We start from the raw sequence: 26,564 nt of genomic DNA on the forward strand, positions 1-26,564 counted from the left end.
TTTGTTTTAAAGGACGCGGTATGTCACAGATTGATTATCAACATGTATTAGATGAAATCACAAAAGAAGTTCAACCATTACTGAGCCAAGGTAAGGTTGCTGATTATATTCCTGCGCTTGCAGAGGTTGAGCCAAACCAGTTTGCCATTGCTATTCATACAGTAGATGGGCAAACCTATTGCGCGGGTGATTGTGGTGCGCGTTTTACAATTCAATCTGTTTCGAAAGTAATGACCTTAACTTTAGCACTTCAGCGTTATGGTGATGAGCTGTGGCAACGAGTCGGTAAAGAGCCTTCAGGCACCGCTTTTAACTCACTTACACAGCTTGAGTTTGAACAGGGCATACCACGCAACCCATTTATTAATGCCGGCGCGATTGTCACCTGTGACGCGTTATATAGCCGTTTATCTGCGCCGATGCACTCTATGCTTGAGTCATTTCGTCAGTTATCAGGGAATGCTCAGGTTGTTATTGATAAGAAAGTGGCAAATTCTGAATATGAGTTTCGTCATCGCAACGCCGCGATGGGGCATCTAATGAAGTCATTCGGCAACTTTAATAATGAAGTTGATGATGTGTTATGGGCTTACTTTAACTTCTGTGCCATAGAGTTAAACTGCGTAGAATTAGCAAAAGCCTACAATTACTTAGCAAACCAAGGTAAAGATGCTAATGGCCAAGAAGTGCTCAGTGCAAGGCAAAATAAGCAGTTAAACTCGTTACTGTTTACCAGTGGTTTATACGATGCTGCTGGGGATTTTGGCTACCGTGTTGGTATGCCGGGTAAGTCAGGGGTGTCGGGTACTATTTTAGCTGTATTACCAAATCAATTTACTGTGGCTGTGTGGGCGCCAAGACTTAACTCGTATGGTAACTCAGTAGCTGGGATAGCGGCTCTTGAGCGTTTATCCCAGAAACTGGATATTTCGATTTTTTAGTCGCGGTTACTGATCCCAGTAAACTTGCTCTAAACAATCTTCACGTTCAGGTAAGCCACGAGATAAACGTGGCGAGTGCTGAACAAGTACTTCATAACTTGCACGGTTAGCGTATTTACTAATTTGTGCAAGCGATGAGTAGGTCATCGCAGGCTGCTGATGCTTCGCTGAGTTTGCCACATTAAGTTTGTGGTAAACGTTTGCTGATAGGTCATGCAGTACCGCGGCCAGAGCACAATCGCCTGCGCCATTGGTATTTTTAATGCTATCTGGGCCACCCATAAATGGTGCTGTGTGGCTGTACGCACGAATAGGGTTTTTGCAGTCCTCTTTGCGCATTGCGCGCGAAAATTCATAACGGTTAAAGTCAGCAATCGCACCTGGTAATAACGGATATTCTGTTTCACGCTTGAATGAGTCGTCTACGTAACCGGCCATAAACAAGCCTTTTTCGCCAGCTGTACAAATAACTAAATCAGTCCAATCTAGCGCTTTGTCGGCTGCCAGAAGCGGATCTTCAAAGCCAGTAATAGCAAGACCTTCTTCTTCGTTCATAGCAAGAATATCAACATGCTCTTTAACAAAGTCAGCCCACCAAGCAGGATCTTGTTCAATTAGAAACTTAGTACCAAGGGTTAAAACCACAGGTACACCTGCATCATTGGCATATTTTACTGCCTGCATGGTGGCTTCGGTCATGGTTTCATCACCTTGAGTACGCATTAGGTACGCGCTGATCACTAGTGCTGATGAATTCTCAATAAGTGCTTGATCGATTGATTCAGGACGAAGGTGGTTCATTAGCCCCGCGCTGATTGCGAAGGTACGCTCACCGGTCTCGTCAATTAAGGTAAAACAACGACCAATTGGGCCATCTACAGGCTGAAGGTAGTCAAGGTCAACGCGGCTTGAGGTGTTACATAAAAAACGATATGCATAGCTGCCGATTTTGATATTTTCACTCATTACCCCTAACAACACTGAACGGTCGTCAGCTAGGGTAGAGTAGTTGTGCATGGTGTTACCTACCGTACCACCGGCAAACTCATAATCGATCATATTGTCGAGTTTTAGTCTGTCGTATAGCGCGTTGGTAATATCGTTATCGATCACTTGCGACATGCCACGGCGCAATTGAAATTCATCTAGGAAAGCTTGATCAACTTTCGCTTCAATATCTACCACAATTTGGTCGATACCCGTAATATAACTACGTTGTAGTCGGTCGGTTGAGTTAAGTTGATTCGTCAGTGGATCTTTGGCTTCCACCGGAAAATAATGTTTATGCCTGCGGCGTCCAGGAAATTTCATTTGCTACCCGTGTTGTAAGCTAAATAAAAAAAGCGCGAGATTATAGCGCAATATGGGTCCATTGAGCCATGAAAAAGCCACTAAATTTTGCGTTAATTTTTAAGTGTAGCAGTATTTATTGCCGACATTTTTCACTAACTAGGTATAATTACTCACAGTTTTACAAGATTTGTGTGATATATGAGCGAACAATTTAGCGACCAATATTGGATGGAAAAAGCATTAAACTACGCCAATGAAGCGGCTGCGATTAATGAAATCCCTGTTGGTGCTGTGCTGGTAAAAGATAATCAACTGATTGCTTATGGTTATAATCGCTCAATTATTGATAATGACCCATCCGCTCATGCTGAAATGATGGCAATCCGCGAAGCAGGTAAAGTACTTAATAACTATCGATTAATCGATTGCACCTTGTATGTAACGTTAGAGCCTTGTTCTATGTGCGCAGGTCTGTTGGTACATAGCCGTATTAAGCGATTGGTATTTGGTGCTAAAGACGCCAAAACTGGATCGGCAGGATCAATTATGAATCTGCTGCAAGAACCTAGGCTTAATCATCAAGTTGAAGTAACCGGTGATGTTATGAGTGAGCAGTGTGGAGCGGTAATTTCAGCGTTTTTTAAGCGTCGTAGAGAAGAGAAAAAGGCGGCAAAGCAGGCTGCTCGCAACGCCTAGTTATACAACCGGCGTTGCAGGAACTTGTGCTTCCATTAACTGCATCGCAAATAAGCGGCGACGCCAAATAACTTTTTTGTGTGTATTACGTAGCATGATACGACGGCGGGTCGCCGTTGAGTAAATAACATTACGCTTGAACTTATGTGTCGTGCGTCTTCTTTTTAACATGAGTGCTCCTTAAGTGAGAGTAAAGCATTATATTGATCTCTACAGGAAGATAATGATCATTTGATGACAAGTAAACAGATTTCGGTGCTTGAAGTTAGTTGTTTTCTAATTCTTGCTGCTCTGAGTTGGTTTGTTGCGTGTTGTCATTTGGCTTTGGTTCGCTCGCTTGCGCTTCAGGTTGAGCTTCTTCAGTGCTTTGTTCTTCTTCGCTTGGGTTAGCAATCGCATCATTTTCATCAAGCCAAACCAGTGCGTCGTAATATCGGCGAATATTATCAACATATTTTACTGCAACATCGCCACGGGCATAACCATATTTGGTTTTTCGATAGTAACGCTTTTTAATTAAAAGCGGTAAGCGCTTTTTAACATCAGCCCATTTATCGGGGCTTGCACCTTCTTGCTCGGTAATAATACGTGCGTCGTTGACGTGTCCCCAGCCAACATTGTAAGAGGCTAAGGCAAACCAGGTTCTGTCGGGCTGCGGAATGCGTTCAGGGATCCAAGAAATTACTTTGGCAAGATACTGCGCACCACCTTTAATATTTTGCTCTGGCTCTAAACGATTTGTTACGCCGACCTGTTTTGCTGTTGCTTGGGTTAGCATCATAATACCGCGAACACCGGTTGGCGACTTAGCCCTTGGGTTCCACATCGATTCTTGATAACTCAAAGCTGCCAGTAATCGCCAGTCTATGTTACCTGCGTATTGCTCAAACCAAGGTTGGTATTTAGGTAAGGTGTCTTTTATTGCTTCGATATAAGCAAGCGTATTCACATAATTAAACTGACGAACATGGCCGAAGTATTTTTCTTCTAAAACATAAAGCTGGTTGCTTTGTTTTACGTCGCCAAAAAATGGCACCATTAGGGCATATAAAGAGTCGTCACCATCTTTTCTTAGTAACCAAGCGATAGGGTCGTTACGGGTAACCGAAAAGCCAATACTCAAGTTTGGGTGGTAGCGGCGAAACAGCGACAAGGTGTGTGAGTCTGCTAGGGTGTAATCAATTTCACCGTCGATAACAGCTTGCAGAAGCTCTTCTTCATCCATGTCTTCTGTTTCGTTCCAGCTAAGTTTAGGGTGCAGTTGTTTTAATTGTTGTAGTGCCAACGAGTGGCTGCTTTTGGCTAAAACAGTGAGATTACCGGTTAAATCCTCAAACTCTCGAGGACGAGTACGGCCTTGTTTATAAACTAATTTTTGGCTTATTGTCCGGTAGGTAGGGCCGAAACGGTAATGCTCTGCCCGAATCGTATTATAAGTAAGACCCGAAGCTATAATATCTAAATCGCCACTTTCTAAGCGTGCGAACATATCGGATAGATTAAAAAAGGGCACCATCTCGAGCTCAACACCAACATAGTCAGCAAACTCTTGGGCGAGTTCATATTCGAAGCCTTGCACACCTTGTGGAGCCTGATAGTAATTACTCGCGCCAGCTAATGTGCCAACTCTAATTTTGTTCTGCGCCTTGATATGAGCAAGTTGCGACGGTTGTTGTTGCATATCGCATGCACATAACATGAGCACTAAACTAAAAATAGCGAGTAACTTTTGCATAGATTATAAATGCCCCTTAAACCATTACCTTAGTGTTATAACAAAACTTCTAAGCTACGTCACTTCGCATATAGTTTTATATATCTATTTAAAAATTAATAACTATAACAAGGTAGCTGATAGATAAGTCATACAGAACAAGAACCTGCGAATAAATTAAGACGACTAAGATAGTTAATTGTTACAACCATAAAACCGGTTATGAAGATTATTTAAATAAAAGCGTAATTTTGAGTTAAATCTAGACGTTATTTGCACTATAATATGCGCCTAAAATATCGTTCAATCCCTAACCCCGGATGAAAATACCTATGTTGATCCTTCGTGGTGCACCAGCACTTTCCGATTTTAGAGTTCAGAAAATTTTAGCGCGTTGCCAACAGGCACAACTTCCAGTCACTGACGTTTATGCTGAGTTCATGCATTTTGCTGATCTTACAGCCGAGCTTTCAGCTGATGAGCAAACCAAGCTGGAAAAACTGCTTACTTATGGTCCAACAATTGCCGAGCATACCCCTGCTGGCACGTTAATTCTTGTAACGCCGCGTCCAGGCACTATCTCGCCTTGGGCATCAAAAGCAACTGACATCGCGCATAACTGTGGCTTAAGCCAAGTTCACCGTGTTGAACGTGGTATTGCATACTACGTAGAAGGTAATCTATCAGCTGAGCAAACAGCTGAAGTTGCAGCGTTATTACATGACCGTATGACTGAAGCAACGCACGCGGATATGGCTGATGCAGCTAAATTATTCCGTCACGATGAGCCGCGTCCAATGTCATCAGTTGACATTTTAGGTGGTGGCCGTGAAGCGCTTGCTAAAGCAAACGTTGAGCAAGGTTTTGCGCTTGCAGATGACGAAATTGATTACTTGGTAGAAAACTTCCAAAAGTTAGGGCGTAACCCGAACGACATCGAATTATTCATGTTTGCACAAGCAAACTCTGAGCATTGTCGTCATAAAATCTTTAACGCTGATTGGACAATTGATGGCATCGAACAGCCAAAATCATTGTTCAAAATGATCAAAAACACTTACGAGCAAAATCCTGAAAACGTGTTATCTGCATATAAAGATAACGCAGCAGTAATGAAGGGCTCGCTAGCAGGTCGTTTCTTCCCGAATAACGAAGGCGAGTACGCATATCATCAAGAAAACATCGAAATCTTGATGAAAGTTGAAACGCACAACCACCCAACAGCGATTGCGCCATTCTCAGGTGCATCAACAGGTTCTGGTGGTGAGATCCGTGATGAAGGTGCAACAGGCCGTGGTTCTAAGCCTAAAGCTGGTTTAGTTGGCTTCACTGTATCTAACCTACGTATTCCTGGTTACGAGCAACCATGGGAAACAGACTTCGGTAAGCCTGGTCGTATCGTTAATGCACTTGATATCATGACTGAAGGTCCATTAGGTGGCGCGGCATTCAATAACGAATTTGGTCGTCCTAACTTACTTGGTTACTTCCGTACATACGAAGAAAAAGTATCAAGCCATAATGGTGAAGAAGTACGTGGTTACCACAAGCCAATTATGCTTGCAGGTGGTTTAGGTAACATTCGTTCTGAACATGTTCAAAAAGGTGAAATCCCTGTAGGTGCTAAGCTAATTGCACTAGGTGGTCCGGCAATGAACATCGGCCTTGGTGGCGGTGCTGCGTCTAGTATGACTTCAGGTCAATCAAACGAAGACTTAGACTTTGCATCTGTTCAGCGTGAAAACCCAGAAATGGAACGTCGTTGTCAGGAAGTTATCGATAAATGTTGGCAGCTAGGTGATGCAAACCCAATCGCTTTCATCCACGATGTGGGTGCAGGTGGTCTTTCAAACGCATTCCCTGAGCTTGTAGACGATGGCGGTCGTGGTGGTAAATTCCAACTTCGTGATATTCCAAACGATGAGCCGGGTATGGCACCACACGAAATCTGGTGTAACGAATCTCAAGAGCGTTACGTATTAGCGGTTGCGGCAGAAGACTTCGCGCGCTTCGAAGCAATCTGTAAACGTGAACGTGCAGAATACGCTGTTATTGGTGAAGCAACAGAAGAGCGTCACTTAACGGTTGAAGATAGCCACTTCGGTAACAACCCAGTTGATCTACCGCTTGACGTTTTACTTGGTAAAGCACCAAAGATGCACCGAGAAGTTGAGTCGAAAAAAGCACAATCGCAACCATTAGACGTTTCTAACATTGATGCTGCAGACGCTGCACAGCGTTTATTACGCTTACCAACGATTGCTGAGAAAACATTCTTAATCACGATTGGTGACCGTACGGTAACGGGTTTAGTTGCTCGTGACCAAATGGTAGGTCCTTGGCAGGTGCCAGTAGCAAACTGTGCGGTAACAGCCGCTGCGTTTGATACTTACCACGGTGAAGCAATGTCACTAGGTGAACGTACACCAGCTGCACTTTTAAACTACGGTGCTTCTGCTCGTTTAGCTGTGGCTGAGTCTCTAACGAACATCGCGTGTGCTAACATCGGTAGCCTTGAAAATATTAAGCTATCTGCAAACTGGATGGCTGCAGCAGGTCACCCTGGCGAAGATGCAGGTCTTTACGAAGCAGTTAAAGCGGTAGGTGAAGAGCTTTGTCCGGCACTTGGTTTAACAATCCCTGTGGGTAAAGACTCAATGTCGATGAAAACTCAATGGGATGAAAACGGTGAGCAAAAATCGGTTACAGCACCATTATCACTGATCATTACTGCCTTTGGTCGTGTTGAAGATGTGCGTAAAACAGTAACGCCACAGCTACGTACTGATAAAGGTGAGTCATCACTATTATTAGTTGATTTAGGTGCGGGTCAAAACCGTATGGGCGCATCAAGCCTTGCACAGGTTTATAAGCAACTAGGTGATGTAACACCTGATGTTGATAACCCTGCACTATTAAAAGGCTTCTACGAAGCAATGCAAGCGCTTGTTGCTGATAGCAAGTTACTTGCTTACCATGACCGTTCAGACGGTGGTTTATACACCACGGTTGCTGAAATGGCATTTGCTGGTCACACGGGTGTCACTGTTGACCTTGCTGGCTTAACAGGTTCAGATATCGAAGCGCTTTACAATGAAGAGCTAGGTGCGGTTATCCAAGTGGCAAACGTTGATTTAGACGCAGTGAAAGCAGTTCTTGCAGACCACGGTCTAGCTGCTATCAGCCATGAAATTGGTACATTGAACACTGACGACCGAGTGCTATTCACTCGTGGTGATGATGTGGTTCTTAACCACACGCGCACAGAGCTTCGTACTATTTGGGCTGAAACAACTTACCAAATGCAAGCGCGTCGTGATAACCCTGAGTGTGCTAAGCAAGAGTTTGATGCTAAGTTTGACGCAAAAGACCCTGGTCTTAACGTTAAACTAAACTTTGACTTAAACGAAGATGTTGCAGCGCCTTACATTGCAACAGGTGCGAAGCCGAAAATGGCGATTCTACGTGAGCAAGGTGTTAACTCTCACTTAGAAATGGCTGCGGCATTTAACCGCGCTGGCTTTGCAGCGGTTGACGTACACATGAGCGACATCCTTGAAGGTCGTTTAACACTTGAGCAATTTAAAGGCTTAGTAGCATGTGGTGGCTTCTCTTACGGTGACGTATTAGGTGCAGGTGAAGGCTGGGCTAAGTCAATCTTATTTAATGAGATGGCGCGTGAGCAGTTCCAAAGCTTCTTCCACCGCGAAGATACATTCAGCTTAGGTGTGTGTAATGGCTGTCAAATGCTTTCAACATTGAAAGAATTGATCCCAGGCACTGAGCACTGGCCACGTTTCGTAACGAATAAGTCAGAGCGTTTTGAAGCTCGCTTTAGCCTTGTTGAAGTACAAGAAAACCCATCGGTATTCTTTAACGGTATGGCTGGTTCTCGTATGCCTATCGCTGTGTCTCATGGTGAAGGTCATGCTGAATTCGCTAACAGCGATGCAGTTAAAGCAGCGCTTGAGTCAGGCACCGTGGCAGTGAAGTTCGTTGATAACTATGGTAACCCAACAACGCAATACCCAGCTAACCCGAACGGCTCGCCTGAAGGTATCACAGGTATTACCTCTACTGATGGTCGTGCCACGGTTATGATGCCGCACCCAGAACGTGTATTCCGTACTGTTGCTAACTCATGGCACCCAGATGAGTGGGCTGAGGATAGCCCATGGATGCGTATGTTCCGCAACGCACGTAAAAACGTTGGCTAGAACTTAGGTAAATGCCTAGCTATACAAGCTAGGTTCATACAAACCGTTTAAACTAAAAAGGCTGCACTATTAAGTGCAGCCTTTTTGTTTATAATGGTGCTAGTAAGTGTAATACCAACCCGCAATAACACTTAATCATTTTGAGGGATAAAACCTGTCGCTAACTGCGTTAAAAATTTCTCATTTAGAACAACTAAATAACGAAATTTTTGCCTTGTTATCAACGAGGTTTTATTGCCTCAAAATAGACTACTTAATTAAGCGGATTGGTATAAGTTCAAAGGCAAGGAGAGTTTTTTGAGTTTTAAGCGGGTAAGCGTAGGGTTGCTAGGCATCTTGCTAAGCATGCTGCTGTTGGCGTATCTGTTCAGGCTACCACTGACATCGTGGTACTTAACGCCTATGCTTAGTAAAAATGGCGCTGAGCTTCACTGCATTGATTGGTCATTAACTCGCAAGCTTGATTTGAATATCGAGAAATTATGCTTAACTTACCAAGGACAGCAAATTGAGTTAGCAGGCATTATTGCGAATAAGCAACAGGTTAGTGTTTCTCGAGCCAATCTTATAATTAGCAATCAGGCTAATAATCAACAACCTGACTCAGCACAAACTGAGTTTAAAAAGCTTGCTTTGGTATTACCCGAGCAAAGACCGCTAATAAGCATTGAGCAGCTTGATGTAGTCTTACCGTTTACCGACACCCCTGTTAGGCTGGCGATACAAGAAAAACGCCTAAATCATTTTACGATTTCACGGGATCTTAATGCAGACGTTGTAATATCTAATTATGAAGTTAAAGCCAACATCTCGTTTGATAAGCAAGTGGCAGAGCGGTTCGCTGCATTGCCAACAAGCAGCCATTTTACCACTCAGTCACAGATTAAGTTTGATGGAATTACAGTTGCAATTGAAAGCTCAATTAATGCAAGTTATCAGCATGCAATAGATCAGTGCGACCTAGCTATTACCACTGAAGGGCAATTGAGTGCTAAGTATCAATTAAATCAACAGCATTTATACGCGGATTTATCAGCTTTACAAAATCAGCTTAGCGCAAACCGAGATTGCTTAAACATCATAGCAGACCAACAGCATCAACCATTTATTGAAGCGCAGTTACCGCTTACTTGGCTGTTACACATTGAGAAACCAGTTAGTGTAGAAGGTGAGCTGCTATCAATCCCAACTGTAAAGCTGCAAGCTACAGAAGGGCAAAGTGAGGTGACAGTCAGTAATACGAGCCTTTCTTTGCTGGAGCCGCTCGCATCACTTAATAGCCAAGTTAGCATTGATTTTAATAGTAAAGATATAGATGAGTTTAAACTCAATGCGCATTTGCATGAAAGCGACGTTAGCGCTGATTTTCAACTTTCAATGGAGTCATTACCAGCATTTTTAGATTTTCAGGCTGACGGTGCTCTGGTTGAGGATATTGGGGCTAAAGGAAAGCTAAATATCGATGAGTTATTTACTAGCCCTACAGCTAAACTGAATACCAATATCAGTGCTAAAAATGCCCTAATATCGGGTGCACGGATAGCTGATTTTAGCAGCGCGATTGACGCTGAGTATAATGCCCTGCAGCACCTTGTTGTTAAAGCCAATAGCAAGGTTAAATCATTAACTTATGATGATATGAATGCAGCAAAAATCAGCAATGAGCTAACCCTTAGTACAGACCTCAGTGTGGGGGAGTTATTTGCTGATATTGATGCTAAAACCACGGCCGCTAAATTATCAACACCAGAGCTTAGCTTAAATAAGTTGTCTGTTGTTACAAAGGCTCTTCAAAGCCGCGCCTTGCAGGCAACACATCATGTGTTTGCAGATGGTTTTGAAGTGCTTATTAGTCATCATATGTCTGAGGTTGCGCACCCATTTGAATTGGTGATACCTGAGCAGGCAGTATCCAAACTTAACCCAATAATTGCTCAGTTTGAGCCGCTTGCTACAGTCACCGACGGAGTCGTTTCGGGCAATATAAAAGGGGATGTAAATCTTCAACAAGCAAAGGGCACTTTGCAGATAGATAAACTTAGTGCGCTTTATAATGATTATCTAGCGAATGATTTTGCAGTGAATTTGAACGGCACGTTTAATTCAGGCCAGCTTAATATTGCAGCGACTAAATTTACACTCAATGAACTGCGTGCAGGTGCTGTGGTCAAAAATATACAAGGTCAGTTGCAGGTAACGGCTAATCAGCCTTGCGCAGCTAATCTAACTGGTCAGGTTATGGGTGGTGCATTTGTGGTGAATAAGTACTGCCCACTCAGTGATAACCAAACTGCGACCGTTAAATTTGAAAATATTGATGCCAGCAAATTGGTCACTCTTGATGCAGAGTCTGGGATTAGCTTAAGTGGGCGCTTAGCAGGCACTTTACCTGTTGTTATAAGCAAACAGGGGATAGAGGTAAAGCAAGGGCAGCTAGTTAATCAAGGTGATGGAAAGTTACTGATCACTAATAATGCGGGCTTTGAGGCTGTAAAAGCGCAGCAACAGGAGCTGAGCACAACGCTGAGTTTACTTGAGAATTTAGATATTAAAAAACTACGTAGCAGTGTTAACCTCAAACCGGATGGATGGTTGCATTTAGGTGTTAATTTAGAGGGTTATAATGAAGCGCAGCAGCAAGCAGTGAACTTTAATTATAATCATGAAGAGAATGTATTTACTTTACTTAGAGCGCTGCGTTTAAGTGATGAAATTACTCAAAAAGTTGAGAAAGAGTATGCAAAAAAAGGAAGCAATGATGGCTAAGTGGTTAGTAATGCTGACGGCAGTAGGCATGCTGAGTGCCTGTACCCACCGTGTTGAGGTGGCAGCAAAAGAGCCGATTACAATCAACTTAAATGTAAAAGTTGACCATGAGATCCGCGTAAAAGTGGATAAAGAACTTGATACCTTATTCAGTGATGACAGCGAATTATTCTAAGGAGCACACATGCGTAAATTACAACTTAAAAAACTAAATGTGATCACCTTGATCAGTGCTGTTTGTTTATCTTTCTCTGCTTGGGCTATCAGCCTTGATGATGCAAAAAGCCAAGGCTTAGTAGGTGAAGACAGCTCAGGCTATTTAGGTTTAGTGGTTAATAACAGCGAAGCAAAAGCGGTCGTTGATGAAATTAATGCAAAGCGTAAAGAGCAATATTTAAAACTTGCGAAAAAGAACAATCTTTCGTTAGCGCAAGTTGAAGCCCTTGCAGCTGCTAAAACTATCGAGAAAACTAAGCCGGGTCACTACATTGAAGTGAACGGTGAGTGGGTAAAAAAATAACTCACTAAATTTAATAGCTATAAAAAATAAAAAGCCAGCATTGCTGGCTTTTTATCTATTAAACGCCGGTAGGTGTTAGCGCTTATCGATGCAGTTTTGCAGCAGCTGCTGCCAAAAGTCGATGCCTTTGCGTCTTGCTAGTTTAATGTTGTGCTCTGGGATCGATTCAGGTTCATTGTAGCTGTCTAACGCTTCGCTCATGCTGGCTTCACGGATCAAATGCAGTGTTGGGTAAGGTGCACGATTCGTATAGTTTGCAGCATCGCTGTCATCGCTATCAGCAAACACATAGTCAGGATGAAAGTTGGCTATTTGATACTTACCTTCATAGCCTTGCGCAGCTAAAAGCGCATTGGCTAAATCGACTAAATCTAAGAACTCTTCAAAATCCTTAAAGCCTTGCTCAAACATTAACAAAGTGGTTTCGCGCTCTGCTTGTTGGTCTAAGGCGCTACATTGCTCAAGCATATCCATTACTGCATCATCAAGAGTAGTAGATTGGCTGATTTGGTAATGAATACAATTGCTTTCAACTTCTTTACGAGCAAACGGGCAGAAATTGTATTTTACGATTACGCTTGATACCCATTCGCGCATTTGTATTTCTGGGCGATTCATCGCTTGCTTTGAAGTCACATTATTTCTCTATTCTATTTTACTTTTCTATCTTACTTTTCTAAGTAATGCTCAATTAAATTAACTGTTTTGCTTATGGCGCCTTGATTGTTAGCAACGCATTTTGCAGCTTGTTGACCGAGCTTAACCGTCTCTTGAGTATCACTACTCAAAGCGATAAGTGTGTCAGCAAGGTGATTTTCATCGGTGACGGTTTTAGCTCCCTGAGCACTAATCAGCTCAGGATAAATATGGTCAAAGTTATAGGTATGAGGGCCTGCTAATACGCCAACAGAAAACGCTGCTGACTCTAACGGGTTATGTCCACCTCGCTCTATTAAACTACCGCCAACATAGCTGATGTTTGCCACACCATATAAGCATTGTAACTCACCTAACGTATCAGCTAACACAACTTGTTGGTTGTTATAGCTATCTTCACTGCGACGACTAAAGCTCAAATTTGAGCTTTTTAATATTTCAGCGACTTTACCAAATTGTTCTGGGTGACGTGGAGCAATAATCAAAAGAGCGTTGGGTAACGCTTTTAACAGCTTCTCATGAGCAGTTAAAATAAGCTCGTGTTCAACGGGGTGAGTAGAGCCTGCAATCCAGATAAAGCGCTCGTTGTTATACTGTTTTTTTAGTGCTGCGACTTTATTTAATTGTTCATTGGTTGGCGTGATATCAAACTTAATTGAGCCAAATACGCGTGCCTTTTCAGGCTTTAAACCAAGTTCAATAAAACGTTTGGCATCATCTTGATTATGACTAGCAAGGTCGCTAATTGATTGCATGATCACCTTAGTTAAAGGCATTACCTTTTGGTAGCCTTGCTGTGATTTAGCTGAAAGCCGGGCATTTAAAACAAGTACTTTTGTGCCGGTGTTGTTGCTTTGCGCCATAAGGTTTGGCCAAAGTTCCGTTTCTAAAATACACAGTACCTTTGGCTGGATACGTTTTAAAAAACGCCGTGTAGCGAAGAAAAAATCAATCGGTAAATAACAGCAGCTAACAGTATCTTTAAAGTTATTTTTAATTTGCTCGCGACCCGTTGGGGTATTGCAGGTTACTAAAATAGTAAGTGCAGGGTTGTCTGATTGAACGGCCTTGATAAGTGGCGTTGCTGCTAACACTTCACCGACAGAGGCACAATGAAAAACAACATCGTGGAGCGACAAATTCGAAAAGCCAAAGCGCTCAGCAAAATGCTCACGGTAACCCTTATTCTTTTTGCCACGTAAAACATACAGGTAAAAAACAACCAGTGGGCTTAGTAGGTATAAAAGTAAAGAGTATAAAATGCGCGCCATTGCTTAGCCTAAATGGGTAAAACGTTATGATAGCGTGGAACATACGCAATCTAAATATAAAATGTTAAAAACGGTTATCAATGAGAGTTTTAAGTGTTTACTATTGGCATATTTGGTAGTATTTCGGTTACTTAACAAATCAACGAAGCAATTATGAAATTTAAAATGATAAAAGCCTCGGTAGTAGGTGTCTTATTAAGTTGCTCAATGCCTTTATTTGCAACACCAACCGCTTATTTGCCTATGGGTATGGATGCACAGCTTGATCATCAATTAGATACTTTGTTTGCACTAACCATTGGCACTCCTATGGCTAAACCTTATCGTTTAGCAGAAGTCGAGAAAGCACTTTTGGTGCTTGAAAAGCAAGAGCCAGGGTTAGCTGCTGCTATTCGTTCAAAAATCAAGCCATATCAAAGTGATGATGCAGTAACTCGTGCTGGTGTAAAACTGCAAGTAGACACAGATAATACAAAGAAAATTGCTAATCAACGCGGTCTCAGCTCTGATGAGTGGGGACAAGGCTTTTTCGAAGGTATTTGGCGTGCTAATGATTACACGTTAGTACAAGTTGGTGTTGATTATCGAGCCAAAGCAAATAAGTTTGTAAATTACAATTCGTTTATCAGTTTTGCCGGCGAAGATTTGCAGTTAAACCTTGGTTATAAAGAACATTGGTTCTCGCCGTTTAAGCATTCTGCGCAGATTATTTCTACTAACGCTAAAACTGCACCCTCTATTTCAATTGGTATGGTAAAGCCTGCCCATAATTGGTGGAATTTTGATTTTGAATTGTATTATTCAGAATTAGAACATGTTGATAATGGTATTCTTTATCAAGGTGAGCTTCATAGTGGTACACCAAAACTTGCAGGAACGCATTTTAGTATTGAGCCACTTGATGGTTGGAAGCTGGGTCTTAATCGAATGATGCAGTTTGGCGGTGGGCCACGTAAGGTAGATGCTGGTGATGTGGTGGACGCATTTTTTGATCCGGCAGGTAATGACAACTCTGGCCTTACTGGTAGTAAAGATAATGAGTTAGGTGACCAATACGTAACAATTACCAGCACTGTGAATTTTAATTGGGGAATGCCAGTTGAACTTTACTTTGAATACGGTGGTGAAGATACAAAAAATCATAAGAACTACCAATTTGGCAATACTGTTAGTAATTTTGGCTTCTTCTTACCAAAACTGAGTAATAAAATGTCGCTAAGGTATGAATATACCAATATGCACAGTTTGTGGTACGTCAATGAAATTTACCCTGCATATGGTAATACGGTTGGTGGTTTTGTAACCGGTCACTATGCAGCTGATCAGCGATATACTGACTTACATGCCAATGGCGTTGCGAGAGTTTATGCTGATGCGCCACCGACGCAAGTGCACAGCATGGAATTAACTTATAGTGAAAGCTACCGTTCATTTTGGCGCAGTAAGCTAACATTGATAGAGAATGAGAGTAACTATTTAAATGAGTGGGGTCAAACGACAGGCGATTATGAACGTGCCGTTGAACTTCAGCTAAGTAACACACGTCAATTAGACGAGCATACATTAGAGACAACTCTTACCTATGGTGAAGATGTATTTGGAGATAACTATACTTGGTTATCTGTTGCCTATTTTTGGTAAGCAAAGCCGTTAATACTTTTTAAGGAATATTTATGTCTAATCTTGATTCTGTAGCGGCAAGCTACCTCGAAAGTTTAAATCGCCATCAAATGTTGTTTGAAACGATGGAAACCTACCACCCCGAGGTGATGCAATTACTTGAAGCATGTCACAGTGCTTTGCAAGCAGGTGGCAAAGTCATTTGGTTTGGTAATGGTGGTAGCGCGGCTGATGCGCAGCATTTAGCTGCAGAGTTTGTGGTGCGTTATAAATTGGAGCGCGGTCCACTTGCTTCTATCGCATTGACAACAGACACCTCAATTTTAACCGCTCACAGTAACGACTATCATTTTGATACTGTATTTGAGCGCCAAGTACAGGCGTTATGTAAGCCTGAAGATTTAGTGATTGGCTTAACCACCTCTGGCACTAGCCCTAACATCAACCTCGCACTGGCAGCGGCAAATGAAATCGGCGCCTTTACTGTGGCATTAACAGGCCGAGATGGTGGTAAAGTAAAAGATATCGCTAAGCTACCTATTATTATTAAAAATGATGAAACCGCGCGTATCCAAGAAGCGCACATGTTTATCGGGCATTGGTTATGTGAAGCCATCGATATGGTTGTAGCGGAGCAAAAGTAATGGATTTAGCGTTACTAAAAAACCTTTCAAAGGCACGTATTTTAGTTGTTGGTGATGTCATGCTAGATAGGTACTGGCATGGCGACTCAGGGCGTATTTCGCCTGAAGCCCCAGTACCTGTTGTAAAAGTCAGTAAGTTTGAAGACAAAGCCGGTGGTGCAGCAAACGTAGCAAAAAATATTGCCCGTTTAGATGGTAAAGTGGGCCTACTCGGTTTAGTTGGTGAAGATGAAAGCGGTCAAATCCTCGAAACAATTTTAAGTTCAGAGAAAATTGATTCGCAATTAGTCAGTGTTTGCGATTTACCGACTATTTCTAAAATGCGAGTAATCAGCCGTCATCAGCAAGTTGTTCGTTTAGACCTTGAAGAGAGCTTTACTGAGCAACACAGCCAATTGTTATTAAACCGTTTAGAGCTGGTTTTAGATGACTACGATTTTGTATTGTTTTCTGATTACAACAAAGGCTCGCTGAGCTTAATTCAACAAATGGTTCAGGTTGCAAAGAAAGCGGGTAAAACGGTACTTATTGACCCTAAATCATCTGATTTAAGCTTGTATCGTGGTGCCGATTACATAACCCCTAACTTAAATGAATTTAAGCTTGCTGGTGGTAAAACTGATTCTGAGCAAAACTTGACTGACAGCGCTCGTAAGCTAATCAGTGAAGCGGGCATAGCTGCTATGTTGTTAACTCGTTCAGAGCAGGGGATGTCGTTAATCAGCCAAGCAGATAAATATGATTTTGCGGCCCAACAGCTTGAAGTCAGCGACGTTACTGGCGCTGGCGATACGGTGATTGCGACGCTTGCAGTGATGCTTGGTGCGGGTATGGCAGCAAAAGATGCGGTTGAAATTGCCAATCTTGCTGCAGGTATTGCGGTGAGTAAACTGGGGGCCGCAACCGTGTCGCCAGAAGAGTTGAGCCGTAAGCTTGGTCAATATTTGCAGCAAACTGGTGAACATTATCAAACACCGTTTGAAGATGTACTTCAGCATATTGAATTTGCTAAGCAAAATGGTGAAAAAATAGTGTTCACTAATGGCTGTTTTGACATTCTTCACGCAGGCCATGTGCGCTACCTTGCTCAGGCTAAAGCGCGAGGCGACAGACTTGTTGTTGGCTTAAATAACGACGAATCAATCTCTCGTTTAAAAGGCCCAGAAAGACCAATTAATCCGTTGGATGAACGTGCCATGGTATTAAGTGCGCTTGCGTCAGTTGATTGGGTTATTCCATTTGGTAGCATTGAAGAAAATGACACGCCAGCTAAGCTCATTGAGCAAATTAGCCCTGATGTATTAGTCAAAGGCGGCGATTACACCGTTGACCAAATTGCCGGTGCCGATCATGTTCTACGCCATGGCGGAAAAGTCGAAGTACTTGAGTTTCTTAATGGATGCTCAACATCAAACGTAATTAGCAAAATTAAGTCTTAAGCAATGCTTGGTAGTCACACACCAGTGACTGCCAATCACTTTGTTGCCAATGCATCACTTCATTACGGCCTTGCTCTTTCGCAAATGAGCGGGCAAGGCGTTTGATATTCTCTGTTTGCCAGCTAGGGTGTGGTTGTTTGATTTCACCGCGGTCAAAGTCAATGATAAACACCTTACCTTTATCATCGAACAAGATGTTATTGATGTTTAAATCTGCGTGATAGACGCCGTGATTATGAAATTCGCTAAGAGTTATGGCTATCGCTTTGAGTTCAGACGGGCTGAGCGGGCGTGTGATTAAAATATCTAACACGCTTTTTGCGCCTGTCACTGCCTCGGTAATGATATCGCCGCGATAGATTAAGCCGCGGGTGGTAACTTTTGCTGCAATGGGGGTCGGCACGTTTAGGCCAAGCTCAATTAAGCGCATCATCAGTGTAAATTCTTTATAGACACGAGTTTGCTTTAAACCAAAATATAAGTACTGATCGCTCAGCAACTTACCTATTAAACCACCGCGCCAATAGTGGCGCAGAACACCTGTAAATTGTTGATGTTTAAAAAACCATGCTGTTGCGCGGCCTTTTTTGGCGCCAACGATTTTATCTTGCTGTTGCCAATAATTGGCATCGAACCACTGTTGCGTGAGCGCATCTTTATAAGCTGGGTGACACAAAAGGGTGGTGTTTTGTAGATGCTGAGTTTCGAACATAACAACTTCAAGATTAAATAGAATTAGCGCTATCTTACCGTATTTTTAGCTTTTCGCATAAGTGCTTGCATTAGCATCAAGTTAATTTAAGATCGCATATTATTTGCTGTAGCTAAGGGCGCACGTGACTCAATCAACCTCCTATTTAGATATTTGTATTTTAAGGCTTTCGGCTATTGGTGATGTATGTCATGCCGTATCAGCAGTGCAAGCAATTCAAAAGGCACATCCGAAGGCAAAAATTACCTGGGTGATTGGTAAAGTTGAGGCCATGTTACTGGCTGATTTACCTGGCGTTGAGTTTGTTGTATTCGATAAAAAGCAGGGCAAACAGGCTTATCAGCAACTAAAAGATACGTTCAAGGGGCGTAAATTTGATGTGCTATTACATATGCAAGTAGCACTAAGAGCTAATTTAGCAGCCCGTTGTATTCCGGCAAAAGTCAAAGTGGGGTTTGATTGGGCGCGCTCAAAAGAGTTACATAGCTTGTTTATTAATAAGCGTATTGCCCCGCAATCAGAGGCGCATGTATTAGAAGGCTTTAAAGGCTTTGCTCAAGCAATTGGGTCGCCTGATTACAAACCTCAATGGCAAATGCCAATTACTGAGCAGCACCAACAAGCAGCCGATGCGCTATTAGGCGAGGAGCGTTTAGCCGGGCGTATTTTTGTTATCTCGCCTGCGGCAAGTAAAAAAGAACGAAATTGGTTACCTGAGCGTTATGCTGCACTTGCTGAGCATGCTCATCAACAAGGCTTTTCGGTGGTTATTACTGGCGGCCCAACTCCTTTAGAGATTGAACTTGCCGAGCAAATTATCGCGCAGACTTCTGCACCTGTGCTTAACTTAGTAGGGAAAACTCAACTAAAAGAACTGTTATGTGTTTTGAAACGTGCGGCGTTAGTGTTAGCTCCAGATACTGGGCCTGCGCACATGGCCGTAACGGTAGGAACACCTGTTATTGGTTTGTATGCCCACTCAAACCCAAAACGCACAGGGCCTTATTTGTACCAAGATTATGTTGTTGAGGTTTATCACCAAAACTTACGAGAGCAAACAGGCAAAACGGCGCAAGAGTTACCTTGGGGAACACGCGTTAAAGGGGCTGATTTAATGGCGCAAATAAGTGTTGAAAAGGTGATTTCGATGTTTGACCACGTGGTAGATAAAGAGCAATTGTAATGAGCAACGTTTTATTTTTAGACCGCGATGGTGTGGTCAATATTGATCATGGCTATGTATACAAACCAGAAGAGTTTGAATTTGTACCCGGTGTATTCGAGGCGTGCAAAGCTTTTGCTGATGCTGGTTATAAAATTGTGGTGGTAACTAACCAGTCGGGTATTGGACGTGGTTATTATTCAGAACAAGATTTTTCCAACCTCACAGAGTGGATGAAGGGCGAGTTTTTACGTAACGGCGTTACTATTCTTGATGTCTATTTTTGTCCGCATCACCCAAGCAAAGCTGAGCCTGCTTATTTGCAAGAATGTAATTGTCGCAAGCCTGCCCCGGGTATGCTTTTACAAGCCATTGATGAGCATCAAATCGATCCATCACAAAGTATTATGGTTGGTGATAAGCTTGGCGACCTTATTGCCGCTGAGAGAGCCAATATCGCTACCCGCGTTTTAGTTCGTTCAGGGCAAAGTTATGCCGAGTCAACAGAACAACACGCCGATGTAGTCTGTGAGTCTTTAGCTGAGTTACCTGCTTTAATTTTACAGTCTTAGCAGGTAAGACCAGTTTTATTTCTCAAGCCTTAAGGTCTGCGACGAACTGCAAACAGTGCAATTGTTCGGCTAAGCTTTTACAATAGGCGCAAAATTTAATGTCATGCTAATCATTTCTGGTTAGATACAAGAATATGTGGAGATTACAGATGAGAGCATCTGCGTTTTTTAATCAGTTGCAGCAGCAAATTGATGAAGTGAAAGCTGAAGGCTTATACAAAAGCGAGCGTGTTATCACGTCACAGCAACAGGCTCAAATTGAAGTTGCCTCTGGTGATAAGGTTATTAACTTTTGTGCTAATAATTACCTTGGCTTAGCAAATAGCCCTGAGTTAATTAAAGCAGCTCAACAAGGCCTTGACGATCATGGTTTTGGTGTAGCGTCTGTACGCTTTATTTGCGGTACTCAAGATATTCATAAAACTTTAGAACAAAAGATCTCTGAGTTCTTAGAAACAGAAGACACTATTCTTTACTCATCATGTTTTGATGCCAACGCAGGTTTATTCGAAACAATTCTAGGCCCAGATGATGCAATCATCTCTGATGCGCTAAACCACGCTTCGATCATTGATGGTGTACGCCTTTGTAAAGCAAAGCGTTTTCGCTATGCAAATAACGACATGAGCGACCTTGAAAAGCAACTTATTGCTGCTGATGAAGCGGGTGCTAAAACTAAGCTAATCGCCACTGACGGTGTTTTCTCAATGGACGGCGTAATTTGTAATCTTGAAGCGGTTTGTGATCTAGCTGATAAATATGATGCATTAGTGATGGTTGATGACTCTCACGCGGTTGGTTTTGTTGGCGAAAATGGTAAAGGTACGCCAGAGTACTGCGGTGTACTAGACCGTGTTGATATCATCACAGGTACGCTTGGTAAGGCACTTGGTGGCGCATCAGGTGGTTACACATCAGGTAAAAAAGAAATTGTAGAGTGGTTACGTCAGCGTTCTCGCCCATACCTTTTCTCAAACTCACTTGCACCATCAATAGTTACTGCATCAATTAAAGTACTTGAGATGCTAAGCAATGGCGGCGAGTTACGCGCTAAGCTTTGGGATAACGCAAAGTATTTCCGTGAACAAATGGAAGCAGCAGGATTTACCTGTGCAGGTAAAGACCATGCCATTATCCCTGTCATGTTAGGCGATGCTAAAGTTGCCTCAGCCATGGCTGACAAATTACTTGCCGAAGGTATTTACGTAACAGGTTTCTCATTCCCTGTCGTACCTAAAGGCCAAGCACGTATCCGCACGCAAATTTCTGCGGCGCATACAAAAGAGCAATTAGATACCGCTATTGCTGCCTTTACCCGTATTGGTAAAGAAATGGGTGTTATCTAATTTTATTTTCTAAACCGAAGCTTTTGCTTCGGTTTTGTTTAATTGAGTATAAATCATGAAAGCATTATCTAAATTAAAAGCAGAACCAGGGATCTGGATGACTGATGCGCCAAAACCTGAAGTTGGCCATAACGATCTGCTTATTAAAATCCGCAAAACAGCAATTTGTGGAACAGATGTCCATATTTATAAATGGGATGAGTGGGCACAAAATACAATTCCTACGCCAATGGTTGTTGGTCATGAATATGTAGGTGAAGTGGTTGATATGGGTCAGGAAGTACGTGGTTTCCAAGTGGGTGACCGTGTTTCTGGCGAAGGCCATATTACCTGTGGTCACTGTCGTAACTGTCGTGCTGGTCGAGTGCATTTATGCCGTAATACAACTGGTGTTGGTGTAAACCGCGAAGGTGCATTTGCTGAATACCTTGTGATCCCAGCTTTCAACGCATTTAAAATTCCAGATAATATTCCTGATGAACTAGCATCAATCTTTGACCCATTCGGTAATGCAGTGCACACAGCGTTGTCGTTTGACTTAGTAGGTGAAGACGTATTAATCACAGGTGCTGGCCCAATTGGTATCATGGCAGCTGCTGTTGCCAAACACGTGGGTGCACGTCATGTGGTTATCACTGATGTGAACGAATACCGCTTAGATTTAGCGCGTAAAATGGGCGCGACTCGTGCTGTAAACGTAGCAACTGAAAAGCTTGAAGATGTAATGAAAGAGCTTGGCATGACCGAAGGCTTTGATATTGGTCTTGAAATGTCAGGTGTGCCAGTTGCATTTAACAGCATGCTAAACAACATGAATCACGGTGGTAAAATTGCCATGTTAGGTATTCCACCTTCAGATATGGCGGTTGATTGGAACCAGGTTATTTTCAAAGGTCTAATCATTAAAGGGATTTATGGCCGTGAAATGTTTGAAACTTGGTACAAAATGGCGAGTCTAATTCAGTCAGGTCTTGATCTGAAACCAATTATCACTCACCAGTTCTCTGTGGATGACTTCCAAGCAGGCTTTGATACAATGATTTCAGGCCAATCAGGTAAAGTAATCCTCAACTGGGATTAAACACCGAGTAATTTGATAAGGCGGCTTTGGCCGCCTTTTTAGTTTAGAGAGTACTATGTCGTATAAACATATTTCAGTAAGCGAAACATTTGCGCTGTTAGATAAAGAAGAGGTTGTGATTGCCGATATTCGCGATCCTAACTCATTTCAAACTGGGCATATCCCAGGTGCAGAGCATTTATCAAATGCCAATATCAGCGATTTTATGATGCATAAAGAGTTTGACCAGCCAATCATCATCGTTTGTTATCATGGTGTGAGCTCTCAAGGTGCTGCGAGCTATTTAGTTGAGCAAGGGTTTGAAGACGTATACAGCATGGATGGTGGTTTTACAGCATGGCAGACGCAACTTCCGGAGCATATTGAACGATGATTGAGTTGGGTAGCATAAATAATCCTCGCGCCGCACAAGGCTTTATAGATTACATCAAAAGTAAGGGCTTACATGGCGAGCTGCGCTCGCAAGATGGGCAAACTGTGATTATTTGTGTTGCTCCAGAGCACTTTCATCAAGCTCAGCCTCTTTGGCAGGAGTTTGCTGCTAACCCTCATGACGAAAAATACCAACAAGCTTCATGGCAGGTAGGCAGTACACAATCGCCTCTGTCATATCAGGGGCAATCCCTTAATTTAAAAGCTCGCTTTAAGGGATTAAGCTGGCTAAACCGTACGGTTACTTTAGTCTCGATAGCTATATTTGTTGCCTTCTTATTAGGTGGTTTTGAAACTATATACAGTATGTTGCAGTTCAACCCAGCGCAGCCACTAACTTGGTTTACACCTGCCATTGTGCACTTTAGCGCTATTCACCTTATTTTTAATTTGATCTGGTGGATGACGCTGGGTAACGATATAGAAAAACGCAGCGGTAAATTAACCTTAGTGGGTTTATTTTTAGTGACGGCATTCATTAGTAACTGGGCACAGTTTTTAGTTGTTGGGCCTAATTTTGGTGGTTTAAGTGGCGTTGTATATGGCTTACTGGGTTTTTGTTGGATTTACAGCGTAATGAGGCCAACAGAGCCGCCATTAGTGAGTAATAGCATTGTTGGTTTTATGTTGGTCTGGCTTATTCTAGGCTTTGTAGATATGTTGCCTGTGAGTATGGCTAACTGGGCGCATTTAGCGGGGTTACTAGCTGGTATGGCTTATGCTGTATCAGATAAGCTGTTATCGCGTAAATAATCACGGAAATAAAAATGGCGGCTTATGCCGCCATGTTACTTTTAATGATATAAATACTTAGTAAATAACACTTCTCGGACAATTTCTTGTCCTGTTTCTTGTTTTAGTAGTGCTTTTAGCTTTTCGGTGCAGCGCTTTCTGATTTCTTCGCGACCGGTAAGCGATTTAATGTTTTCTTCAGGCTCTTTTGAGAGTATTTCAACAATCGCATCACGCAATAGTGGAGTGTGATGTTCTACGATTGCGATATCAGAGAGATCATTGAGCATGAGATCCACCGTAATACGAACATAGCCAAGCTTTTTGTTACCTTGACCTATGTAGTTAGTGATGATGTCAGGCTCAAAACCAAAGTAGCCAACATTTGATTCAGCGCGTACAGACCAACTTGTTGCAGAAACAAGCAGCATGCTTATCAAGTAAATTGATAACAATGATTTTTTCATAGTTAAGAATATTCCACCCTTTCAATGATTTTTAGTCTATACCCAAATTCACTTAAGATACAGGCTGTTCTGCGTTTTTTAACCCTGCTTGAGATTAAATCATGACTTTTTCGAAACGTGCAGCAGTGATATCATTTGCACGGTATTTAAAAATAATGAGTCGTTGTGATCACATTCCCAGTTTCATTAGCTGCAAATTGGCAGCCTGCTTCAGCATTTCCAGATTTGACGCAACAACAGCAAGGTTGGTTGCTTGAAGCTGGGTCATTAACAGCCAAGCTTAAAAGTCACTGTCAGGCTTTTTCAGTTGAAGTTTTAAACGAAGCACCCTTTGACCTAACCGCCGAGCAACAAGCGTTACTCAATACCTCTCTAAGTCAGGCATTAAATCGCGAAGTGTTACTTCTATGCGATGGTAAACCAATGGTTTATGCACAAAGCTGGTTGCCGGCAGATGATACATTAAAAAAGCAGCAGTTACTAAGTATGGGAACAAGGCCGCTTGGTGATGTTATTTTTCAAGACCCAAGCTTATCGCGCACAGAAATAGAAGTTGCTGAGTTTTCACAGCAGCACGCTATCCAAGCTTTAACATCTGAAATTGGCTTCTCTTCACAACCACTGTGGGGAAGACGCAGTGTTTTTAGCTTATCTAATGCTCATTTTCTCGTGGCTGAAGTATTCTTACCTGGAGCGTATATTTACCTATGAAGCTAGCTGCACTTAAGGTCGCACATATACCTTACTATAAACAGTTAATGCGTACCGATAAGCCAATTGGCACCTTGTTACTATTGTGGCCAACTTATTGGGCGCTATGGCTTGCTGAGCTTGGCACGCCGAGCTTATTAAATTTTGTGGTTTTTAGTTTGGGCGTCTTTGTGATGCGCAGTGCTGGGTGTGTAATTAATGACTTTGCCGATCGTAAAATAGATGGTTCAGTTAAGCGCACAGCCCAGCGACCGCTTGCAGCAGGTTTGGTATCAAGTGGTGAAGCTCTGAGCTTATTTGTATTGCTTATTGTGGTGGCGTTTGGTTTAGTGTTAACACTCGGGTGGTCAACGATATTATTGTCGTTGGGAGCGTTAGCACTGGCGTTTTGTTATCCATTTATGAAGCGCTACACGCAACTACCGCAAGTTGTGCTTGGTGCTGCATTCAGCTGGGCTATTCCAATGGCCTATATGGCATCAATTGGCTCAGTGCCATTAGAAGCCTGGCTATTATTTACCGCGAATCTTGTTTGGACTGTGGCTTATGACACTATGTATGCCATGGTTGATCGAGATGATGATTTAAAGATTGGCGTTAAATCAACGGCAATCTTGTTTGCCAGCTATGACAGACACATCATCTTTTTACTCAATGCCTTGTTTATTGCGATTCTTGCTTACATAGGTATGAGTAATCACCTTGGCTTGCCTTATTGGCTGGGCTTAGCTGCAGCGGTGGGTTTTTTACTTTATCAACAAACGCTTATTCATAAACGAGAGCGAGATCCTTGCTTCAAAGCATTTTTGAATAACCATTATGTAGGGTTAGTGATTTTTATCGGTATGGCAGCATCCTTGCCACTGCCATTTTAATTACCTTGGTGGGTCGATAATGCCGCTGATTGAGGCATTTTTTCTGAACCAGCCCGCAATAGAGTAGCGTACATCGTTTGCGGGTAATACTTCATGCATAAAGCGTTCGCTTTCAAACATAACCAATAAGCCCGCTTGAGGTTTAATGACTATTTCAATGTCTTTACTTTTTGGTTTGTAGATCACCAATTCACCGCCAGACTCTGGCGTATTTAAGTAACAAACCGTTGTAAAAATGCGATTCGAACGGCCTTTGAAGGCATCATAGTGCTTTTTATAAAAGTCACCTTGTTGATACTTTGCATAATGGCATTCATAATCAAATAAGCCTAAATAGAAGCCACGGTTTAACTGTGTCTTTATCGCTTCCATGGTCGCAAGATAAGTAATTTGTGCTTGGCTTGAGCTATCAAACCAAAAGGTTTTATCTTTACGCACGGTTTTATCTATTTGTTGGTCGTTTAATCGGCCAATACCTGCGGTATGAAAATGCGGGTTAATGCGATAGCAATCGGCAATTAAATCAGCAATTAAGCTTTCATCAATCGCGTTTTCAACAACAGCATATCCTGTACGTTCAATAGCATCTAAGTATGTGTCGGTAATCAGCGGTGCGGTCATTCATGTGCACAATCAAAAAAAGGTGCGTAAGTGTATATGAAAAATTGTGTGATGCACGCTTTTTATGCAGTAAAA

At 42.4% G+C, this 26,564-nt stretch carries 25 protein-coding genes; 17 read left to right on the top strand and 8 right to left on the bottom strand.

Annotated features, from left to right (window positions below; all coding sequences use genetic code 11):
• Window positions 1-20 precede the first annotated feature (20 nt).
• Window positions 21-941 carry a glutaminase B gene (gene glsB / locus KQP93_RS03095; RefSeq protein WP_175082458.1) on the top strand — a complete coding sequence of 307 codons (921 nt, stop codon included), beginning with the start codon at window positions 21-23 and terminating at the stop codon, window positions 939-941.
• Window positions 942-947: 6 nt separating this feature from the next.
• On the opposite strand, the gene KQP93_RS03100 is transcribed toward glsB, so the two are convergent.
• Window positions 948-2,252, bottom strand: a complete 1,305-nt coding sequence (locus tag KQP93_RS03100) for an inosine/guanosine kinase (protein WP_217875778.1) — start codon at window positions 2,250-2,252, stop codon at window positions 948-950.
• A 180-nt stretch (window positions 2,253-2,432) separates the two neighbouring features.
• Here KQP93_RS03100 and tadA point away from each other — a divergent pair, with 180 nt between their 5' ends.
• Window positions 2,433-2,930 carry a tRNA adenosine(34) deaminase TadA gene (gene tadA, locus KQP93_RS03105; protein WP_217875779.1) on the top strand — a complete coding sequence of 166 codons (498 nt, stop codon included), beginning with the start codon at window positions 2,433-2,435 and terminating at the stop codon, window positions 2,928-2,930.
• Here tadA and KQP93_RS03110 read toward each other — a convergent pair whose 3' ends face one another.
• Entirely contained in the window at window positions 2,931-3,101 is a 171-nt protein-coding gene (locus tag KQP93_RS03110; protein WP_165385080.1) for a hypothetical protein, read from the bottom strand.
• Between the two features lie 94 nt (window positions 3,102-3,195).
• A complete protein-coding gene (mltF, locus tag KQP93_RS03115) occupies window positions 3,196-4,665 on the bottom strand; it encodes a membrane-bound lytic murein transglycosylase MltF (RefSeq protein ID WP_217875780.1) in 1,470 nt (489 codons plus the stop codon).
• A gap of 311 nt (window positions 4,666-4,976) precedes the next feature.
• Between mltF and purL the strand changes: the two genes are divergently transcribed.
• The 4 genes from purL to KQP93_RS03135 all read left to right on the top strand — a co-directional run bounded on the left by purL (window position 4,977) and on the right by KQP93_RS03135 (window position 12,147).
• The gene (gene purL, locus KQP93_RS03120) at window positions 4,977-8,861 is read left to right on the top strand and encodes a phosphoribosylformylglycinamidine synthase (RefSeq protein WP_217875781.1); all 3,885 of its coding nucleotides are present in this window, start codon (window positions 4,977-4,979) and stop codon (window positions 8,859-8,861) included.
• Between the two features lie 297 nt (window positions 8,862-9,158).
• Window positions 9,159-11,627 carry an intermembrane phospholipid transport protein YdbH family protein gene (locus KQP93_RS03125; protein WP_217875782.1) on the top strand — a complete coding sequence of 823 codons (2,469 nt, stop codon included), beginning with the start codon at window positions 9,159-9,161 and terminating at the stop codon, window positions 11,625-11,627.
• Entirely contained in the window at window positions 11,620-11,802 is a 183-nt protein-coding gene (locus tag KQP93_RS03130; RefSeq protein WP_054551055.1) for a YnbE family lipoprotein, read from the top strand. Before KQP93_RS03125 ends, KQP93_RS03130 begins: the two co-directional genes overlap by 8 nt.
• Window positions 11,803-11,811: 9 nt before the next feature.
• Entirely contained in the window at window positions 11,812-12,147 is a 336-nt protein-coding gene (locus tag KQP93_RS03135) for a YdbL family protein (protein ID WP_054551056.1), read from the top strand.
• Window positions 12,148-12,222: 75 nt separating this feature from the next.
• Here KQP93_RS03135 and KQP93_RS03140 read toward each other — a convergent pair whose 3' ends face one another.
• Together KQP93_RS03140 and waaA are read right to left on the bottom strand one after the other, a co-directional pair.
• Entirely contained in the window at window positions 12,223-12,765 is a 543-nt protein-coding gene (locus KQP93_RS03140) for a DUF1415 domain-containing protein (RefSeq protein WP_062566595.1), read from the bottom strand.
• Between the two features lie 50 nt (window positions 12,766-12,815).
• Window positions 12,816-14,075, bottom strand: coding sequence for a lipid IV(A) 3-deoxy-D-manno-octulosonic acid transferase (gene waaA / locus KQP93_RS03145; protein WP_217875783.1), 1,260 nt, complete (start codon window positions 14,073-14,075; stop codon window positions 12,816-12,818).
• 153 nt (window positions 14,076-14,228) lie between these two features.
• Here waaA and KQP93_RS03150 point away from each other — a divergent pair, with 153 nt between their 5' ends.
• From KQP93_RS03150 to hldE, 3 genes are read left to right on the top strand one after another with little or no spacing between them, the layout of a single operon-like run.
• Complete coding sequence (locus tag KQP93_RS03150; RefSeq protein WP_217875784.1) at window positions 14,229-15,716, top strand: capsule assembly Wzi family protein; 1,488 nt, start codon at window positions 14,229-14,231, stop codon at window positions 15,714-15,716.
• A 32-nt stretch (window positions 15,717-15,748) separates the two neighbouring features.
• A complete protein-coding gene (locus KQP93_RS03155) occupies window positions 15,749-16,339 on the top strand; it encodes a D-sedoheptulose-7-phosphate isomerase (RefSeq protein ID WP_054560969.1) in 591 nt (196 codons plus the stop codon).
• On the top strand, window positions 16,339-17,778 hold the full coding sequence (gene hldE / locus KQP93_RS03160; protein WP_217875785.1) for a bifunctional D-glycero-beta-D-manno-heptose-7-phosphate kinase/D-glycero-beta-D-manno-heptose 1-phosphate adenylyltransferase HldE: 1,440 nt from the start codon (window positions 16,339-16,341) through the stop codon (window positions 17,776-17,778). Before KQP93_RS03155 ends, hldE begins: the two co-directional genes overlap by 1 nt.
• On the opposite strand, the gene KQP93_RS03165 is transcribed toward hldE, so the two are convergent.
• A complete protein-coding gene (locus KQP93_RS03165; protein WP_217875786.1) occupies window positions 17,768-18,490 on the bottom strand; it encodes a 3-deoxy-D-manno-octulosonic acid kinase in 723 nt (240 codons plus the stop codon). The two genes, hldE and KQP93_RS03165, sit on opposite strands and share 11 nt — an antisense overlap.
• A 124-nt stretch (window positions 18,491-18,614) precedes the next feature.
• Here KQP93_RS03165 and KQP93_RS03170 point away from each other — a divergent pair, with 124 nt between their 5' ends.
• From KQP93_RS03170 to glpG, 6 genes are all read left to right on the top strand, one after another.
• Complete coding sequence (locus tag KQP93_RS03170) at window positions 18,615-19,673, top strand: glycosyltransferase family 9 protein (RefSeq protein WP_217875787.1); 1,059 nt, start codon at window positions 18,615-18,617, stop codon at window positions 19,671-19,673.
• A complete protein-coding gene (gene gmhB, locus KQP93_RS03175; protein WP_217875788.1) occupies window positions 19,673-20,224 on the top strand; it encodes a D-glycero-beta-D-manno-heptose 1,7-bisphosphate 7-phosphatase in 552 nt (183 codons plus the stop codon). Before KQP93_RS03170 ends, gmhB begins: the two co-directional genes overlap by 1 nt.
• Before the next feature lie 149 nt (window positions 20,225-20,373).
• Entirely contained in the window at window positions 20,374-21,570 is a 1,197-nt protein-coding gene (locus KQP93_RS03180; RefSeq protein ID WP_054560964.1) for a glycine C-acetyltransferase, read from the top strand.
• Between the two features lie 55 nt (window positions 21,571-21,625).
• On the top strand, window positions 21,626-22,651 hold the full coding sequence (gene tdh, locus KQP93_RS03185) for an L-threonine 3-dehydrogenase (protein ID WP_054551064.1): 1,026 nt from the start codon (window positions 21,626-21,628) through the stop codon (window positions 22,649-22,651).
• 55 nt (window positions 22,652-22,706) lie between these two features.
• A complete protein-coding gene (glpE, locus tag KQP93_RS03190; protein WP_217875789.1) occupies window positions 22,707-23,024 on the top strand; it encodes a thiosulfate sulfurtransferase GlpE in 318 nt (105 codons plus the stop codon).
• Window positions 23,021-23,836, top strand: coding sequence for a rhomboid family intramembrane serine protease GlpG (gene glpG / locus KQP93_RS03195; RefSeq protein WP_217875790.1), 816 nt, complete (start codon window positions 23,021-23,023; stop codon window positions 23,834-23,836). Before glpE ends, glpG begins: the two co-directional genes overlap by 4 nt.
• Window positions 23,837-23,877: 41 nt before the next feature.
• Here the strand turns inward: glpG and KQP93_RS03200 are convergent, their stop codons facing one another.
• The gene (locus KQP93_RS03200; RefSeq protein WP_440590131.1) at window positions 23,878-24,246 is read right to left on the bottom strand and encodes a flagellar basal body-associated protein FliL; all 369 of its coding nucleotides are present in this window, start codon (window positions 24,244-24,246) and stop codon (window positions 23,878-23,880) included.
• Between the two features lie 201 nt (window positions 24,247-24,447).
• Between KQP93_RS03200 and KQP93_RS03205 the strand changes: the two genes are divergently transcribed.
• On the top strand, window positions 24,448-24,993 hold the full coding sequence (locus tag KQP93_RS03205) for a chorismate--pyruvate lyase family protein (RefSeq protein WP_054560961.1): 546 nt from the start codon (window positions 24,448-24,450) through the stop codon (window positions 24,991-24,993).
• Window positions 24,990-25,868: a 4-hydroxybenzoate octaprenyltransferase gene (gene ubiA / locus KQP93_RS03210; RefSeq protein ID WP_217875791.1), complete on the top strand. Its 879-nt coding sequence runs from the start codon at window positions 24,990-24,992 to the stop codon at window positions 25,866-25,868. Before KQP93_RS03205 ends, ubiA begins: the two co-directional genes overlap by 4 nt.
• Here ubiA and KQP93_RS03215 read toward each other — a convergent pair whose 3' ends face one another.
• Window positions 25,869-26,489, bottom strand: a complete 621-nt coding sequence (locus KQP93_RS03215; protein WP_217875792.1) for a 2OG-Fe(II) oxygenase — start codon at window positions 26,487-26,489, stop codon at window positions 25,869-25,871.
• Window positions 26,490-26,564: the final 75 nt, after the last annotated feature.

This window comes from Pseudoalteromonas shioyasakiensis (genome assembly GCF_019134595.1).
Classification (GTDB): Bacteria; Pseudomonadota; Gammaproteobacteria; order Enterobacterales; family Alteromonadaceae; genus Pseudoalteromonas; species Pseudoalteromonas shioyasakiensis_A.

Excerpts from the sequence above, each read along its gene's own strand:
- glsB (WP_175082458.1), top strand. The coding sequence starts at position 21 with ATGTCACAGATTGATTATCAACATGTATTAGATGAAATCACAAAAGAA.
- KQP93_RS03100 (WP_217875778.1), bottom strand. The coding sequence starts at position 2,252 with ATGAAATTTCCTGGACGCCGCAGGCATAAACATTATTTTCCGGTGGAA.
- tadA (WP_217875779.1), top strand. The coding sequence starts at position 2,433 with ATGAGCGAACAATTTAGCGACCAATATTGGATGGAAAAAGCATTAAAC.
- KQP93_RS03110 (WP_165385080.1), bottom strand. The coding sequence starts at position 3,101 with ATGTTAAAAAGAAGACGCACGACACATAAGTTCAAGCGTAATGTTATT.
- mltF (WP_217875780.1), bottom strand. The coding sequence starts at position 4,665 with ATGCAAAAGTTACTCGCTATTTTTAGTTTAGTGCTCATGTTATGTGCA.
- purL (WP_217875781.1), top strand. The coding sequence starts at position 4,977 with ATGTTGATCCTTCGTGGTGCACCAGCACTTTCCGATTTTAGAGTTCAG.
- KQP93_RS03130 (WP_054551055.1), top strand. The coding sequence starts at position 11,620 with ATGGCTAAGTGGTTAGTAATGCTGACGGCAGTAGGCATGCTGAGTGCC.
- KQP93_RS03135 (WP_054551056.1), top strand. The coding sequence starts at position 11,812 with ATGCGTAAATTACAACTTAAAAAACTAAATGTGATCACCTTGATCAGT.
- KQP93_RS03140 (WP_062566595.1), bottom strand. The coding sequence starts at position 12,765 with ATGAATCGCCCAGAAATACAAATGCGCGAATGGGTATCAAGCGTAATC.
- waaA (WP_217875783.1), bottom strand. The coding sequence starts at position 14,075 with ATGGCGCGCATTTTATACTCTTTACTTTTATACCTACTAAGCCCACTG.
- KQP93_RS03150 (WP_217875784.1), top strand. The coding sequence starts at position 14,229 with ATGAAATTTAAAATGATAAAAGCCTCGGTAGTAGGTGTCTTATTAAGT.
- KQP93_RS03155 (WP_054560969.1), top strand. The coding sequence starts at position 15,749 with ATGTCTAATCTTGATTCTGTAGCGGCAAGCTACCTCGAAAGTTTAAAT.
- hldE (WP_217875785.1), top strand. The coding sequence starts at position 16,339 with ATGGATTTAGCGTTACTAAAAAACCTTTCAAAGGCACGTATTTTAGTT.
- KQP93_RS03165 (WP_217875786.1), bottom strand. The coding sequence starts at position 18,490 with ATGTTCGAAACTCAGCATCTACAAAACACCACCCTTTTGTGTCACCCA.
- gmhB (WP_217875788.1), top strand. The coding sequence starts at position 19,673 with ATGAGCAACGTTTTATTTTTAGACCGCGATGGTGTGGTCAATATTGAT.
- KQP93_RS03180 (WP_054560964.1), top strand. The coding sequence starts at position 20,374 with ATGAGAGCATCTGCGTTTTTTAATCAGTTGCAGCAGCAAATTGATGAA.
- tdh (WP_054551064.1), top strand. The coding sequence starts at position 21,626 with ATGAAAGCATTATCTAAATTAAAAGCAGAACCAGGGATCTGGATGACT.
- glpE (WP_217875789.1), top strand. The coding sequence starts at position 22,707 with ATGTCGTATAAACATATTTCAGTAAGCGAAACATTTGCGCTGTTAGAT.
- glpG (WP_217875790.1), top strand. The coding sequence starts at position 23,021 with ATGATTGAGTTGGGTAGCATAAATAATCCTCGCGCCGCACAAGGCTTT.
- KQP93_RS03200 (WP_440590131.1), bottom strand. The coding sequence starts at position 24,246 with ATGCTGCTTGTTTCTGCAACAAGTTGGTCTGTACGCGCTGAATCAAAT.
- ubiA (WP_217875791.1), top strand. The coding sequence starts at position 24,990 with ATGAAGCTAGCTGCACTTAAGGTCGCACATATACCTTACTATAAACAG.
- KQP93_RS03215 (WP_217875792.1), bottom strand. The coding sequence starts at position 26,489 with ATGACCGCACCGCTGATTACCGACACATACTTAGATGCTATTGAACGT.